This is a genomic window from Actinomadura harenae (assembly GCF_003696215.1).
GTDB lineage: Bacteria > Actinomycetota > Actinomycetes > Streptosporangiales > Streptosporangiaceae > Spirillospora > Spirillospora harenae.
This window is the reverse complement of sequence record NZ_RFFG01000036.1, coordinates 37,067-52,948: the sequence shown is the minus strand read 5'-3', so window position 1 is coordinate 52,948 and position 15,882 is coordinate 37,067. Positions and strand designations below refer to the sequence as shown.

At 71.6% G+C, this 15,882-nt stretch carries 10 protein-coding genes; 7 read left to right on the top strand and 3 right to left on the bottom strand.

Going from position 1 to position 15,882, the window contains the following annotated elements; all coding sequences use genetic code 11:
• Positions 1–212: 212 nt before the first annotated feature.
• The gene (locus EBO15_RS20815; protein ID WP_233616325.1) at positions 213–413 is read right to left on the bottom strand and encodes a DUF397 domain-containing protein; all 201 of its coding nucleotides are present in this window, start codon (positions 411–413) and stop codon (positions 213–215) included.
• Positions 414–448: 35 nt separating this feature from the next.
• Complete coding sequence (locus EBO15_RS20810) at positions 449–1,306, bottom strand: helix-turn-helix domain-containing protein (protein WP_158628303.1); 858 nt, start codon at positions 1,304–1,306, stop codon at positions 449–451.
• A gap of 176 nt (positions 1,307–1,482) precedes the next feature.
• On the opposite strand from EBO15_RS20810, the gene EBO15_RS20805 reads away from it, so the two are divergent.
• The 3 genes from EBO15_RS20805 to EBO15_RS20795 all read left to right on the top strand — a co-directional run bounded on the left by EBO15_RS20805 (position 1,483) and on the right by EBO15_RS20795 (position 2,879).
• Entirely contained in the window at positions 1,483–2,016 is a 534-nt protein-coding gene (locus EBO15_RS20805) for an ATP-binding protein (protein WP_122196091.1), read from the top strand.
• Between the two features lie 98 nt (positions 2,017–2,114).
• A complete protein-coding gene (locus tag EBO15_RS43705; RefSeq protein ID WP_147481586.1) occupies positions 2,115–2,519 on the top strand; it encodes a hypothetical protein in 405 nt (134 codons plus the stop codon).
• A 108-nt stretch (positions 2,520–2,627) separates the two neighbouring features.
• Positions 2,628–2,879 carry a hypothetical protein gene (locus tag EBO15_RS20795; protein ID WP_199744697.1) on the top strand — a complete coding sequence of 84 codons (252 nt, stop codon included), beginning with the start codon at positions 2,628–2,630 and terminating at the stop codon, positions 2,877–2,879.
• Positions 2,880–2,997: 118 nt separating this feature from the next.
• On the opposite strand, the gene EBO15_RS20790 is transcribed toward EBO15_RS20795, so the two are convergent.
• Complete coding sequence (locus EBO15_RS20790) at positions 2,998–4,467, bottom strand: hypothetical protein (protein WP_122196089.1); 1,470 nt, start codon at positions 4,465–4,467, stop codon at positions 2,998–3,000.
• Between the two features lie 203 nt (positions 4,468–4,670).
• Here EBO15_RS20790 and EBO15_RS20785 point away from each other — a divergent pair, with 203 nt between their 5' ends.
• The 4 genes from EBO15_RS20785 to asnB are packed head-to-tail and all read left to right on the top strand — an operon-like array spanning position 4,671 to position 15,881.
• Positions 4,671–5,630: a TauD/TfdA dioxygenase family protein gene (locus tag EBO15_RS20785; RefSeq protein ID WP_122196088.1), complete on the top strand. Its 960-nt coding sequence runs from the start codon at positions 4,671–4,673 to the stop codon at positions 5,628–5,630.
• Positions 5,627–6,331, top strand: a complete 705-nt coding sequence (locus EBO15_RS20780) for a DUF6875 domain-containing protein (RefSeq protein WP_122196087.1) — start codon at positions 5,627–5,629, stop codon at positions 6,329–6,331. The genes EBO15_RS20785 and EBO15_RS20780 overlap by 4 nt, the downstream gene beginning before the upstream one ends.
• A complete protein-coding gene (locus EBO15_RS20775) occupies positions 6,328–14,031 on the top strand; it encodes a non-ribosomal peptide synthetase (protein WP_122196086.1) in 7,704 nt (2,567 codons plus the stop codon). The genes EBO15_RS20780 and EBO15_RS20775 overlap by 4 nt, the downstream gene beginning before the upstream one ends.
• 2 nt (positions 14,032–14,033) lie before the next feature.
• A complete protein-coding gene (gene asnB / locus EBO15_RS20770) occupies positions 14,034–15,881 on the top strand; it encodes an asparagine synthase (glutamine-hydrolyzing) (protein WP_158628302.1) in 1,848 nt (615 codons plus the stop codon).
• Position 15,882 lies beyond the last annotated feature (1 nt).

Here is a 15,882-nt window from a genome sequence, read left to right as displayed (position 1 = left end):
CCGCGATCTGGGGTCCGATGAGGCTGTGGGAGGCCTGGTGCATCACTGTCTCCTCTGTCTGCTTCGCGTGCCTCCAAAGTGATACCTGGACTGCGAACCGTCAATAGTCCGACTCGCAAGTTATGAATCCCGAGTCAGATATGACTGTCTCAAACGCGAAGGAGCCTCGACCGCTACACGGTCGAGGCTCCCTTCTCCGGCAGGAGCGGCGCCTAGCTCAGATCGTGGGCTCCGGCCTTGACCTCGAACAGGAGCGCCCCCCACTCCGCACCGGTGAAGGCGAGCACCGGGCCCATCGGGTCCTTGGAGTCACGTGCCAGATGAGCCGAGCCCTGCGTGGCGACCTCAACGCAGCTCCCACCGCTGCCACCGCTGCGGCGGGCCTTGCGCCACGTAACGTTCGGGAGGTCCACGCCGGTGAGACGCTGACGGGGTGCTGTAGGCATCATCAAACTTCCTGGAGGACATGCGCAACGAAATCGCTGGACCGGCGAGTGTCCAGCGCTTGACCGCGAAGGTGATCGAAGACGTCAGTGTATTGACCGATGATGACCGAGTCCTCGTGGTACGAACTGGCCTGCCCCGCCTCGAGGTAGAGCACGTTCAGATCGGCCGACTCCGGGAACCCCATGAGTTCGTAGGAGGACTCCATCGAGGCATGCGGTCCGGCCGCGAACGGAAGGACCTGGAGCGACACGTTCGGCAACTCACAACGTTCCAGCAGGTACCTCAGTTGCGCTCGCCACGCCCCGCGCTCTTCGATGGGCCGCCGCAGAGCGGCCTCGTTCAGGATCACCCACAACGCCAAGGGCGACTCGCCCTCCAGCCGGGCCTGCCGCTGCATACGGACATCTACCCGCTGATCGACCTCTTCATCCGTCGCCCGCGGTGCGAAGGCACGCACGACCGATCGTGCGTACTCGGGCGTCTGAAGCAGTCCATGGATCAACTCCTGCTGGTACACCCGGAGCGACGAAGCCTCGGACTCCAGGCTGATGTACGGCTCGAACCAGCCAGGGACGGCGCCGAGACCGTAGGCCGACCACCAACCTGGGATGCGTGAGCGCTTCGCCAGGTCAACAAGATCCTTCACGCGCTGTGGATCGGTGACCCCGTACAGGCTGCACAATGCCCTGGCGTCACTGGGACGGACGCCAAGGTTGCCTGCCTCGAGCTTCTCCTGCTTCGACTTGCTCCACCCCATCTCCTTGGCCACTTCAGCCTGGCTGAGACCCGCACTGGCGCGCAGCTTGCGCATGGTGCTGGCGACGAGCCGGGCCCGGGCTGTCGGCTGAGTTTGCGCCACAACCTGCTCCTGTCGTGTGGTTAGCGGCTCCGCTGGACAAGTTTTACGAGTCTCATCTTTTACTAGACTTGCTCTACTTGAGGGCGTCATAGTGGGGACGGTACTTGTGTCGTACGACACAAGCCAGACGCTACAGCCCCCCGCCCTGCAAAGCTCGACGAACCCGGGACCTTCCGATGAACGAGCGAGCCCCACACTCCCCGCAAACCCTGGCGCTGCAGCCCACCTCCGCCTCGGTAGCCCAAGCGCGTCACTGGACAGTCGCGCAGCTCTCCGATCACCTCGGCGCCGACCACCCTGCGGTGGAGAGAGCGCGGCTGTGCGTCAGCGAGCTGGCCACCAACGCGATCGTGCACGGCGGGGACGCCGCCCGACGCGACTGCGTCACCGTGTCCTGGACATGCGACCAGACCGGCGAAGACTGCTCGTCCGCGACCACATCCGAGGCGATGCCCGGGTGCGTGCGGGTTGAGGTAACTGCTGACAGTGACGGCCCGAGCCGCCCGCACCTGGCGACGCCCCACCCCATTGAGCCGCCCGGGGAGCACGGGCGGGGCCTGGCGCTGGTACGCGCCTACGCCGCCGCATGGGGTTGGGAAGACCGGCCACAAGGGCGTCTGACCACCTGGTTCGACCTTCCGGCCGACCCTGCCGCGCCCCTCTACACCGCCCTCGACCCCGAACGGGCTTTCGCACTCGGAAGCGAGTGACCGGGTCTCGCCCGCCGCGTACACGCCAATGCCCCGTATGCGCCTCGACGCCAAACAGCAGACACCCCCTTCGTCGCATCTGGACAGGAAGGCCGACCATGGCCTGGTTCTTCGCTACACAGTCGCTGGGACGTCGCAATCACCGCCCCGACGGGAAGCACCGCGCGTCCGGTGAGCATCGAATCCCTGCAGATGAATCCGTCCACACACCGACCGGACAACACCACCTGGAACAACTGCAGGCCGAGATCATCAGCCGATCGGGACTGCGCTGCAACCTTCGACACCCCGATGACGAACCGGTCCACCTCCTGATCATTCAGGCCGAGGACCCTGGGAACTGGCGCATGATCTGGTGTGAACCGTCACCGATCAGCCGAGGCGGCTGCTGCGCCAACAACACCGAATGCCTCTTCGTCGGCGACAACGGCAGCATCGCCAAGGCCAGCCGCGTCCCCGAGGCAGCAACGCAGATCATCGCCTCGCTCGTCGCGAGGTCATAGAACAACCTGCCAGCCGAGGGCCGCTGAGGGGCCTCGGCTCTGCGGACGGCGGCGTGCAGGATGCGGCGGGCTTCTTCGGCGAAGGTACGCTGCCCGAGGGCGCTGGCGGTGCGCGTTGGGGTCGAGTGGACCGGCGAGCAGCCGCTGACGATCCTGACGAAGGACAACCTCGGCTTCGCCTACGACGGTGTCTCGACCCCGTTGCATCGCTATACGCCCGTCGAGACGACAGTGAACGCGGTGGGGCCCGCACTGGACTACTACTGGCACGTCTACGACCTTGCCCAGGACTGTGTGAACCAGGGCGGCATCTCCCACGTGCTGATGATCCAGCCCCCCGCACGCGACGACCGGCCGTAGCCGGGGGACGTCAATCGGGGATCACGCCATGCCTATGGCCACCGCCATGACCGGACACGCTGAGTCCCCGGGCGCCGGATGTGCGGCCAGCGTTCCGTGAGGCTTCCAGGCACCGGTCTCACACTGAGGTGCTCGACAGATACTGGTCCAGCATCCTTGTGGTGTCGCCGACCTCCCGTTTGTCGGAGAGTCCGGCGAGTTCGCCGCGGACTGATCGCAGGAGTTGGTCGCCGCGGAGGGAACGCACCGATGGTGCTCTCCTGAGTGCGGCCCGGGTCGCGAGCACCGCGCGTTCGGGTTCTCGGGCTCGGGCGTGGGCCAGTGCGAGCCAGGCGCTGTGGCGCAGGCCGGACCTGTCGTAGTCGGGGTCGTCGGTCAGTGCCCGGCCGGCCAGTAGCCGTGTGGCGTCCTGGAGAAGACCCTGCTGGGGCCTGGTACTGGAGGTGCGGCGGGCAAGGGTGACCATGCCCCGCCCGACGATCGCCTCCAGTTCGGTCTCGCTGATGTAATAGGCCCAGCTCGGCACCGGCTCCGTGTGGTCCATCCCGAGGTTGAAGAGGGTGAAGGCGTCATCGCGGGTGCGGTTGAACGTGTCGGTGTCGCCGTCGGCGGCGTGGGCGAGGCAGGCGCGTGCTGCGATGAGCGACCTGACGAGGGGCGGGGCGGAACGGGCGCTGCGGCGTGCAGCGTCGGCGAGGTCGATGGCCTCGGCCGGGTTCCCGGTGCCGGCCGCCTGGTTGCTCATGAGCGACAGGATGCTGGCGGTCAGCGGGGCATCGTCTGCGGCCTTCGCCGCGCGCAGCCCTGCCTGGTACCAGCGCCGGGCGCCGGGGTCCAGGCCTGCGTCGTAGAACATGAATCCGGTGGTTTGGCTGAGTTGTGCCAGGCAGGCGGCCAGCGCCTGACCGGTTGCGGTGTCGTAGGTGTCACGGCGCAGCATCCGGTCGACCACGCTGGCTTGATCGGCCACGTAGGCGCGGGCTCCGCTGCCGCGGTCGTCGAGGCGCTGGGCGTGCCGCACGGTGGTCGCGACCAGGTCGAGGACGGGCACGGTGACCCGCCCGCCGGGCTCGGTCCGGGCGTCCGGTAGGAAACCAGCGGCGGCGGCATACAGCCCCGACTGCAGGAGGGTGCGCCGTTTCGTGATGTCTCCTTCGTCGCTGCCAGCGGACGCTTCGTCGGTGATCGCACGGATCGCGCCTACAGCTTCGGCGGCCAGCGGCGGTCCCGTCAACAAGTCCTCGAGCCGACAGTCATACAGGTCGGCCAGGCGGAGCAGGTCGGTGTAGGAGGGTTCGCGGGTGCTTGTGGACGGTGGGGAGCCTGGTCCCTGCCACTGCTCCCAATAACCGACGTTCTTTCCGGTCTTGGGCCGAGTCGACGGCCAGCGTTGGTTGTACAGATCGGCGACGGCCTGCTGGGTCAGCCCGAGAGCCAGCCGTAGCGCGGCGCGCAGGGGAACTTGCTGGATGGCCGAGATGACAGCGGCGATCTGCAGGGGTGAGGCACCGTGCGCCGCCATGGATCTGCGGAGTTCGTCGATCTCGCGGGTCGCGTAGGCCCGGCCGAGACGCTGCGTTGTGGACACTCCCGGCCTGCCCTTCCCGCCGACCGCCGGTGGTGGAGCACTCACTGTAGTTCGGCCGACCGACCCGCAGACGGTGGTTGGCGATGCCGCACCTGGTCAGGCCATTTGGCCGTTGACCCACGCGGCGTGGGTCGACTTCCCCTCTCCTCCGGCATTGCCTGGGCCTGAGCAGAGCTGAGCGGGATGCGCGAGGAGGGGAAGGCGTGAAGACGCGAGGACTGGCGTTGGAGGTGGCCCGGATCGCCGGCCACATCGGCGCGGAGATCACGGGTGTGGATCTCGCAGCGGAGCTGTCGGAGGAGGTGGTTGCGGGGATCCGGGCAGCGCTGCTGGAGCACCAGGTACTCGTCTTCCGCGATCAGCGTCTGGACCACGGCCAGCAGGTGGCGTTCGGTCGGCGGTTCGGGGAGCTGACGGCCAGGTCCCGCCCGCAGCATGGCGGGGAGCTGGAGGAGTTCCCGGAGATCTTGACGATCAGTCCGGGCATCGACCGGGACCTGTTCGGTTTGGATGTTGAAGCGTTCTACCGGACCCGGTGGGCGTCCCCGCTCTCCGGCTGGCACACCGACATGTCGCACGCCGTCGACCCGCCGGCCGGTGCGATCCTGCGCGCCGAGGTGGTGCCCGACTTCGGCGGCGACACCCAGTGGACCAGCCTGACGGCCGCCTACCAGGGCCTGTCGGAGCCGCTACGGGATTTGGTAGACGGCCTGGAAGCGGAGCATTCGTTCTTCGCCGGGTACCGGATGGTCCCCGGTGAGGAATTGGACCGGCGGGTGATGAGGATGCTCGCGGCCGATGAGCGGGTGGCGCTGCATCCGGTGGTGCGGGTGCACCCGGAGACAGGCGAGCGGGCGCTGTTTGTCAATCCGTCCCGCACGAGCCGGATCGCTGGACTGTCGCCCGCGGAGAGCGGTCGGCTGCTGGACATGCTGTTCGAGCACGCTGTCCGGGCGGAGTACACGGTGCGGGTGCGGTGGGAGCCGGGGATGGTGGTGTTCTGGGACAACCGGTCAACCGCCCACATCGCCGCGACCGACGCGGCAGTGTCGGGCCAGGCCCGCGTTCTGTACCGGGTCACGCTGGCCGGTGATCGGCCGGTCGGTCCCACCGGTTTCGTGTCCCGGCCGCTGCTGGGCGCGCCGATGGGCATGCCGTCATGACCGCCTCCACCACGCCGGTCAGCGGCCTGCTGGATCCTGACTCGCTCACCAGCGTTTCGCGTGCGCCCGGCCTGTTCGCCGCCTACCCGCACTACGAGCTCGCCCTGCAGTGGGTTAGGGAGTTCGTGACCTGCCCGCATCCGCTCCTCGGCCGGCCCGGCGCGGTCTGCCCGCGGCTGGGCCCGGCGCTGGATCGGGATCTGGTGTGGCTGGTGACCCTGTCCCCGTCCCGTCACGATGTCACCGCGGCCGAAGCGGCCGGTCCGGTGTTGGCCGAGTTGTTCGAGAATCTGTTCCCGGGCCAGCGAGCCAGTCAGGCGGCGCTGCTGGCGCTGTTCCCCGGCCTTCCCGCCAACGCCGCCCCAGCGTTCATCGACGGCGGCCACGCCGCGCTGCGGCTGGGGTTTGTCGAGCGGGGCTTGATGCTGGGCGAGTTCCACCCCGCCAGCCAGGTCGGCAGCGTCCACAATCGGGGGCTGGCGGTGATGCGCTGCCCGGTCCCGATGTTCGCGGTCCGCGCCCTGTCGCCGCATGACCTGCTGTTCCTGGACCGGCCGGAGACACCGCCGGGGCTGCGCTGCCGCTACCTGGAGGCGTTCCTGGCCCATCTCGGCCCGCGGCTCCCCGAGCAGATCCGGGCCCGCGCCCGCACGGCTCTGGAGAACACGACACGGTCCGGGCTGCAGGACGGTGGAGCATGAACCCGGAGCCCACCGCGCGGGATGTGACCGAGCGGGCGACGCCTGCGGATCAGCCGACGCTGCCCGCGGCGCTGGCCAAGTCGTGCGAGATGTTCGCCGACCGGGTCGCGGTGCGGGACCTGCGCGCTGGAACCGACCTCACCTACGCCGCCCTGTCCGGGCGGGTGGCCGATCTGGCTGCCGCGCTCACCCAGGTTCCCGCCCCGGCCACCGGTGCCGGGCGCGGCCGGAACAGGCTGCCGGTGCCGGTGGTCGCGGTGCTGATGGAGCCCGGAGCCGACCTTGCGGTGGCCGCCGCGGCCGTGGTGTCGGCGGGGGCGGCCTATCTGCCGTTGGCCCCGGCCGCGCCCGATGCCCACCTTGCGCGGGTGCTGGCGGCCGCGCAACCTGACCTGGTCGTGACCGGGCCCGAGCAGGACCACCGTGTCCCCGGCTTGCCGTCCGTCTCCGTGAGGGACCTTCTGACCCGCCCCATCGATCCCCGCCGGTTCGCGTCGAGCAGTGACAGACAGGCCCCCACCGCGCGGCCTGACGCCCCCGCGTACGTGATCTTCACCTCCGGTTCGAGCGGCACGCCGAAGGGCGTGGTCGTCGCGCATGCCGCGCTGCTGAACTCCACGCGGGCGCGCAGTGATGCCTACGGCGATCCGGAGCGGATCCCGCTGCTGCACTCGCCGGGGTTCGATGTGTCGGTCGGGGTGATGTGGTGGTCGCTGCTGTCGGGCGCCACTCTGGTCGTCGGGCCGCCACTGGCCGACATCGCCGCCACCTGGCGGCTGCTGCGCACCGAGCGGATCACGCACCTGGTGTACGCGGCGGGCCTGTACCCGACGCTGTTGGCGGTCGCCGCCGCCGACACGACCCGCACCACCTCCGGCAACGCCCACGCGGGTGGGTCGTGCTTGCGGCAGGTGATGATCGGCAGTGAGGCGTGGGGGGAGGCGGTCGCCGACCGGCACGCCGCCCTGCTGCCGGACGCCTCGTTGTGGAACGAGTACGGGCCCACCGAGGCCGCCGTATGGGCCAGCAGCGCGTTGGTCTACGACGCGTCGACCAGGCACCGTGCGCCGGTCACGCTGGGCGCCCCGATCAGTGGCGTCAGCTTCCACGTCGCAGATCCCGAAGACCCCGGCGGGCGGCTGGTCGAGGACTGGGGCACCGCCGGACGGCCGAACAGCGGCGCGGCCGCGGGGGAACTGCTGATCAGCGGCGCGAACCTCGCGCTGGGGTACCTGAGGCAGAGGGACGCGACCCGGCGCGCGTTCACCACTCTGCCCACGGGAGAGCGCGCCTACCGGACCGGGGACCTGGTCCGCCGCACGGAAGCCGGCTGGGTGTTCGCCGGCCGCGTGGACCGCCAGGTCAAGATCGGCGGTGTCCGCGTCGAGCCCGCCGCCGTCGAGGATGTGCTGCTCACCCATCCCGATATCGCCGCCGCCCACGTGAGCGCGGTACGTCCGGCCCGGGACGTGCCAGCGGTTCTGGTCGCCTACGTCCAGCCCGTGCGACCACCCGGCCCACCGGACCCGCCGGGCGCGGAAGGGGCGTGGGCGGAGCGGATCCGGGCGCACTGTGCCTTGCACCTTCCGCCCGGTCAGGTCCCCGCCCGCCTGATGGTCGTGGACGCACTGCCTGTGACGCTCAACGGCAAGGTCGACACGGCGCGCCTCCCGGACCCGTTTGGTTCTCCTGGCCTGGCCGCGCAGGCCGGGGGGCAGACGGAGGCCGATCACTTGGCGGCGGCCGTCGCCCAGATCCTGTGCGTGGCGACGCTGGGTGAACAGGTGCCGTTGCCTGCGGCCGGCGCGGACTCCCTGGCGCTGGTGCGGATCGCCGCGCTGCTGGCCAGCGACTACCGGGTCCAGGTTCCGCCCAGTCGGCTGGCCGGGCCGACCACGCTCGCCCAGATCCGCGCGCTGCTGGCCACCGCCCCGCCCGCCGATACCGATCGGCCGCCGCTGGTGTGCGGCGCCGCGACGGCTTCTGGGGCCGGTACGGAGCGGCAGGATGCGCCGTTGAGCGGCCAGCAGCTGCAGTTGTGGCTGCTGGAGCAGGCCGCGCCGGACTCGCTGGCCTACCAGACCCAATCTAGCCTGCTGCTGGACGGTGTCCTGGACGTCGAGGCGCTGCAGGCCGCGCTGACACTGCTGGTGGCGCGGCACGAGATTCTGCGGACCACGCTGCACGACGGCCCGAGCGGGCCCGTCCAGCGCGTGCACGCCCCGTGGCCGGTCGACCTTCCGGTCACCGACCTGACCGTCCGCGACGGCCGCGACATTGAGAGCCACGACCTCGAGGGCCACTGGCTTGAGGGCAGGGCCGCTGACATCGTCGACGAGCTGACGCGACACCGTTTCGACGTCACGCGGCTGCCGCTGATCCGCTGGCATCTGCTGCGCCTCGGACCGCGACGGTGGCGGCTGGTTCAGGTGGAACACCACCTGCCGCACGACGGCTGGTCGGTGGGGGTCCTGCTCACCGAGCTGATGGCCGCCTACGACGCGCTCGTCCAGGGCGCCAGCCCCGACTTGGACCCGGTGCTGCGCGGCCCGGTGCCGCAGTACCGCGACTACGCCGCCTGGTATCACCGGTGGCGCAGCACCGCTGATCACGCCCGCCACGGCCGGTACTGGCAGACCGCGCTGGAGGGCGCGTCCCCGATCGGCGTCACCTTCGACGGCGACCACGAGCGGCCACCGCGCCAGAGCCACCGCGGCGGCCTGCTGCGCGGCCAGGTCGACCCGGCTGTGCTGGCCCGCCTCGACGAGCTGGGCCGCGCCCACGGCGTCACCCGCTTCGCGATGTTCATGACCGCGTTCACCGCGCTGGTGCACGCCCACACCCGCGCCGAAGACTTCACGGTCGGGACCGCGCTGGCCAACCGCGCCGACCCAGCTGCGGCCCGGATGCTCGGCATGCTGGTCAACGCGGTTCCGCTGCGTGCCCGCCTTCACGGCGACCCGACGCTGGGCGAGCTGGCCGCCCGGATCCAGCAGGTGGTCCTGGACTTGCACGACCACCAGGAGCTTCCGTTCACCGACATCCTCGCCGCCGTGACCGGCACCCCCGGCACCCGCCCCGGGCCGGACGGCCCCGGCCACCCAGGCAGCGGCAGCCGGGGGCGTGGGAGCACGGGCGATGGCGGGCGCGACGGGTCTCGGACGCCGTGGTTCTCGCTGATGTTCGCCTTCCACGACAGCCCGCGCCCACACCTGTTGCAGGCGGCGGGCGTCACGGGGCGCGTCCGCATCGAGCACAACGGGTCGGCCAAGAACGACATCAACGTCGTGTGCGTCCCGAGTCCCGCCACCGAGGCTGGCGACTCCGCTGCGGTGGAGGTGCTGTGGGAGTACAACCGCGACCTATACGAGCCGGGTACCGCGCAGGCGCATCTGCGTGACTTCATGGCCTGCCTGCGCGCCGTCGCCGATTCCTGGGACCGGCGGCTCAGCACCGCCGATGCCACCGGCACGGCCGCCCGGACCGCCGCCGATCCCCACCTGGCCGATCTGCGGACCGCCCGGCGTAAGGGCGCGGCCGGGCAGCGCGGCCCGCGGACGCTTCCGGGCGGGGTGACCGCCGCGATCGCCGCCACCCCCGACGAGCCCGCAGTGATCCACGCCGGAACCACCCTCACCTTCCGGCAGCTGGAGCGACTGGCGTGCGATATCGAGGTCGCCCTGGAGGACGCCGGAATCGGCATCGGGGACCGGGTCGCGGTGGCTTGCCCGCCCTCGCCGTTGCTGGTGGCCGCGTTGCTGGCGGTGACCCGCAGGGGCGCCGCCTACCTGTGCCTGGACCTCGCTCACCCGCACCAACGTCTGGCCGACCTTCTGGCGCTGGCCGCTCCGGCTCTCATCCTCGCTGACAGCAGCAGCAGCGGCGGGTCCGGCTCGAGCGGCCTGGAAGGGCTGGGTGTGGAGGTCCTGTACGCCGACAGGCTGCCGACCGGTGGACGGGCACGCCGCCCCGTCCACGGTGCCGCGGCCCCCGCCTACGTGGTGTTCACCTCCGGGTCGGGCGGAACCCCCAAGGGCGTGGTCGCCAGCCACGGCAACGCGGTGACCGCGCTGACCGCCCGAACCGCCGTCTTCGGACGCCATCTCGGCGGCGCGCGGCCGCGAACCCTGGTCACCCTTCCGACGGTGTTCGACGTCGCCCCGTCGATGATCTTCTGGACGCTGACGGCCGGCGGGACCGTGATCCTCCCGGACCGGCCCGGCGACGCCGCCGACCCGCTGCTGGTCCGCGAGCTGGTCGACCGGCACCAGGTGACGTGCCTGAACTTCGTGTCCTCCTACTACAGCCAGTTCCTGCAGGCCCTGCCCGGGCCGTGGCCCGCCCCGGTGCGCGTCGTCGCGGTCGGCGGTGAACCCTGCACCCCCGACCTTGTCACCCGCCACACCAAACTGCTGCCCGGCGCCGTCCTGTGCAACGAGTACGGACCGACCGAGACCACCGTGTGGGCGACGGCCGCGATCCTGCACCGCCCGCCGTCGCACCCACCCTCCGGACGGCCGTCCGGCAGGCGGGTGCCGATCGGTACGCCTGTGCCCGGCACCGTGGTGGCGGTGCTGGACGCCGACCTTCAGCCCGTCCCGCAGGGGGCGCGGGGCGAGCTGTGCATCGCCGGCGGCGGAGTGACGCCCGGGTATCTGGACGAGCCGGACCTGACCGCAGAGCGGTTCACCGTGCCCGCACGGGGGCCGCTGGCGGGGATACGCCTATACCGGACCGGTGATGTCGGACGGGTCGGCCCGGACGGGCGGCTGGAATGCCTGGGCCGGATGGATGACCAGGTGAAGATCCGCGGCCACCGCGTCGATCCTGCCGAGGTCGCCCGCTGCCTGGCCGCCCATCCGCTCGTGGCCCGCGCTCACGTCACCGCCTTCTCCGGTGCAGGTGGGGTCACCGAGCTCGGCGCCGTCGTTGCGGCCGGCCAGGAGGCGGCCCCAGGGGACCGCGGGCGAGGGGGCGGAGACCACGATCAGGATGGTCTGGGTGATGACCTGCGCAGGTGGGTCACGCAGCGCCTGCCGTCGCCTATGGTCCCCAGCCGCCTGCGCCTGGTTCCGGCGCTGCCGCTGACGGCATCGGGGAAGGTGGACCGGGACACCGTCACGGCCCTACTCGCCACCGCACCCGCCCCCCACCAGGCCAGGCCGGGCGCGCCCGGCGGCCGCCGTCCCGCGGACCCGGCGGCAGCTGCGATGGCCGACCGGCTGCGGGGGTTGTGGCGCGCCGCCATACCCGTCCTCGCGGCAGGCGGCGATGGGAGTTGGTGCGGTGGCGACTTCTTTGCCGCGGGTGGCGACTCGCTGACCGCCATCCGGCTCAGCAGCGCTGCGCGGACGGCCGGGCTTCCGCTGTCGGTCTCCGACATCCTGACCCACCCGGTACTCGCCGACCAGGCTGCCCTCCTCACCCTCCGGATCGCGGCCCAGCCCTCACCTGGCCAAGGGGCCCCGGCAGGCGAGCGGGTGGCGCGGCCGGGCGGGACGCCCGTCGCGCTGACGGGCGCCCAGCAGTGGTTCTTCGCCCAGCGCTTCGCCGATCCTGACCATTTCGCGCAGGCCCGCCTCTTCGACGTCCAGGCGGGCACCGATGGGGTCGTGCTCGCCGCGGCCGTCAGGGCGGCGCTGGCCCGCCACGAGGCGACCCGGCTGTGTTTTGTCTCCGGTCCGTCCGGCTGGCACGCCGTCCTGGCGGCCCCGGCCGTCCACCCGATCGACGCCCTCCACCTACCCGCCTCTCCGGACGGTGACGAGGGGGTCGGGGCCGCTCAGGCGCGACTCCAAGCGAACCTGTCCATCACCGACGGGCGGCTGCTGGCAGCCGCGCTCCTGCAGCACGGTACGCGTGGTCATGCCCCGGCCCCAGCCACCACCGGGGCCGCCGAGGGGAGGCGGACGTTGCTGCTGGTGCTGCACCATCTGATCGTCGACGCCGTCTCCTGGGACGTCTTGGCCCGCGACATCGCCGCCTGCTACGCCGACCTCACCAGCGCTGGCGCCGCCGCGCCACTGCGGCTCGCCCCACCCCTGCCCGGACCAGCCGCTGCACCGTCCGGCGACCAAGCAGCAGATGAGGAGCGCTACTGGCGGGACCTGGCGGACGCCCCCAAGCCGGGGCTGGCGCTCACGACTGCGCCGCGATGCTGCTTCGGCGATCGCCGCCATCTCCAGATCGTCTTGTCGCCGACGGCGACCCGGCTGCTCACCCTCGAGTCGGCCGCACTGCACCGTGTCGGCGGCCAAGAGATCTTCCTGGCCGCCGTCGCCCGCGCGACGGCGGCCCTCACCCGGCGGGGAACCGGCTTGTACGCGATGCTGGAAGGACATGGCCGTAGCGACCTCGACCACGGTGGCGACCTGCTCGGCTGGTTCACCTGCCTGCACCCCGTCCTGCTCGGTGCCCCCCAATCCGCCGGGAACGCGGCGACCACGCCCCCGGACGCACATGTGGACGCGGACGCGCTGTTGCGCGAGGCCGCCGCCATCCGCGCCCACCTGGCCCACGTCCCACGCGGCGGGGCGGCGTTCGCACCCGCCCGCTACAGCCCGCCCGTCTCGCCCGGGGACTCGCCAGCGGTCGCGGTCGCCGACCTGGAGCTGCCCGAGGTCACCATCAACTATCTCGCCACGGCCTCCCCCAACCAGCCGGCCGGGCCCATCGGGGCGCCCCGGCCCGCGCCGAACTCGGGGATTGGTCCCGCCAACACCCCACCGACCAGCCTGGACCTCACACTCGGCCGCCACCGGCCCGCCGCCGACGGCGAGGACCGGGGGCCGCTGTTGAGGTTGTCGTGTTCCTTCGATCCCGGCCGACTGGAGTGCCGCGCGGTCGAGGGCGCAGTCGCCGCCATCAGCGAGATGATCGAGGACCTGGCCCGCTGTGTTCCGCTCGCCGAACCCCCCGACCAGCCGCGTGCAGAGTCCCTGTTCCTGCTCCCGGGGCTCGGAGATGCGCTGGCGCCCCTGGCCGGCCTCGCCAACCGCCTCAGCTCGCATCGGGCCTGCTACGGCCTCACCCGCCCGGACGTGCCCGCCGACGCGTCGATCGAGGAACTCGCCGCTGTCCACGCCGCCGCCCTCACCGGCCGCCAGGCGGGGCCCTATCACCTGGCAGGCTGGTCGTTCGGCGCCGCCGTGGCCTTCCAGACCGCCCGCGACCTGACGGCCGCCGGTCACACCGTCCACCTCACGCTGCTGGACCCGCCCCACCTCTACGACACCGAAACAGAGCGACGCCGCCAGACGCTCCTGGTCACCGCCCATCACCTGACGCGTCTTCTCCCCGAACAGGATCCAGATCTGCTGCGGCGAATTCTCGAGAACACTCTGGTGACGGCGGCGGACACTGCGGCTCTCGACGACCTCACCGCGCAGATCGCCGCGCTCGCCTCCACCAGCGAGAACGCCGCGGACGCGGCAGAGCAAGCTCTGCCGCGCGACGAGCTGCTGTGGCGGGTTCGGGTGCTGGCCGGCTCAGCGGCGGCACTGGCCGCCTGGCGACCCTGCGGCGTGCTTCCCACCCTGGTCATCGCCTCACCCACCGGCGAACTGGGCGGGTGGGACCAGCTGAGCGGTACCCCACCGACCGTGGTCACCGTGCCCGCAACCGACCACCGTGCCCTGCTGACCTCGCCTGCGGTGATCGACCTGCTCACCGACACTCACCCCGCCGAAACAGGGAGCTGACGGTGTGCGGCATCGCCGGCCTGCTCCGGCCGCCCAGACCCACACCAGCAGGCGATCCCGACCGTGTTCTTGTCACGGCCATGGCAGCTGCGATGGTCCACCGTGGCCCGCACGATCAGGGGATCTGGCAGGACGGTCCGCTCACACTCGGCCATCGACGACTGGCCATCTGCGATCTGTCGCCCGGCGGCCACCAGCCGATGACCTACCGGCACCTGACGATCACCTACAACGGCGAGCTGTACAACCAAGCCGCGTTGCGTGCCCGCCTGTCTCCCACGGTGCCCCTCACCTCCTGCGATACCCAGGTCGTCCTGGCCGCCTGGCTGCAGTGGGGGCCCGCCGCGCTGGAGCAGATGGAGGGCATGTTCGCCTTCGCGCTGTGGGACGTCCACCAGCAGCGGTTGACGCTGGCCCGCGACCGGCTCGGCCACAAACCGCTCTACCTGTACTCCCCCGCAGGCGGCGGAATCGCGTTCGCGTCCGAGGTCGACGCGTTGCTGACGCTGCCCGACCTACCGCGCCGCCCGCACCTGCCCGCCCTGCACGCCCAACTGCTGGCCTCGCCCGCCCTCGCCGCCGACCCGCAGGCCACGGCCGTGGAGGCGGTCACCGCGCTACCACCGGGAAGCCTGCTCAGCATTGGCCCCGACGGCCGCCCGGCCCGCCGCACCTACTGGCGGCCGCCCACTCCCCACAGCGGACACGACACCGGTTCTGGCGCCGGGCCGCCGTCGACCAGGCGGGGCCGGGCAGCCGGAGGGCTCGGCAGCCACGTGATCCGCGCGACCACCGCGATGCTGATGGGCGACGTCCCCGCCGGTGTCCTGCTGTCGGGCGGGCTGGACTCCTCGGTCCTGACCGTCATCGCCGCCCGCCGCGCCAGCCCGGCCGCGCCCCTGCACACCTTCACCCTCGCCTACCCCGGTGATGCGGCTCGCCCCGGAAGCGACCTGGCCCACGCCCGCGCTGTCGCCGAGCAGCTCGCGCCACGGGTCGCGCTTCACCAGGTGCCCCGAACCGACACCCTCGCTCTCGACGACATCGACGCCGTCCTCGACCCGGCCGTCCTCCCCGATGACCCACGGCACCCGGCCATCCTGGCCACCTACCAGGCCGCCGCCGGGCACGGATTGCGGATCGTCCTGAACGGCCAGGGCACCGACGAGCTGATGAGCGGCTACCTCACACGCCCCTGGTTCCGGCACCTCCTCCACCCCGACGCCTTCGCCGGGCTCCCCGCCTCCCGGCAGGCCCGCGCCCTCACCCCCGACGTCCTCGCCGACCGAGGAGGCGTCCACGCCCGCCTCCTCCAGCTCTACCAGAGCATGCCCGCAACCCCGCTGGAGCGGGCGCAGCATCTGCTGACCGCCACCCAGATCCCCCACATCCTGCGCTTCGAGGACCGGCTGGCGATGCGCGCCGGAATCGAGGCCCGTTTCCCCTACTTGGATGACCGGCTGGTCGGCTGGTGCCTACGCCACCCCCAGAGCATCCACATCGCCGGGCACAGCGCCCCCGGTGGCGCACAGGGCAAGGCGCTGCTGCGCCGCGCCTTCTCCCCGCTCCTGCCAGCGCCGGTCATCACCCGCCCCAAACAGGTCCTCCCGCATCCCGCAGCCCGCCCTTTGCAGCAGAGCCTGGCCGCCCTCGCCCGCGACCACCACCGCGACCTGGCCGCCGATCCACTCATCGGGCACCTGTTCACCCTCCCCAACCCCAGCGAGCTGGACCGACTGCCGGCCAGCACCCTGTTCCAGATCCTCGGCACCTGGCGCTGGCACCTGCACCTCACCCGCCCACCGGCCCCTCCCCGACCTCGCCCGCTCCCTGGCCAGGCCATCAACTGAG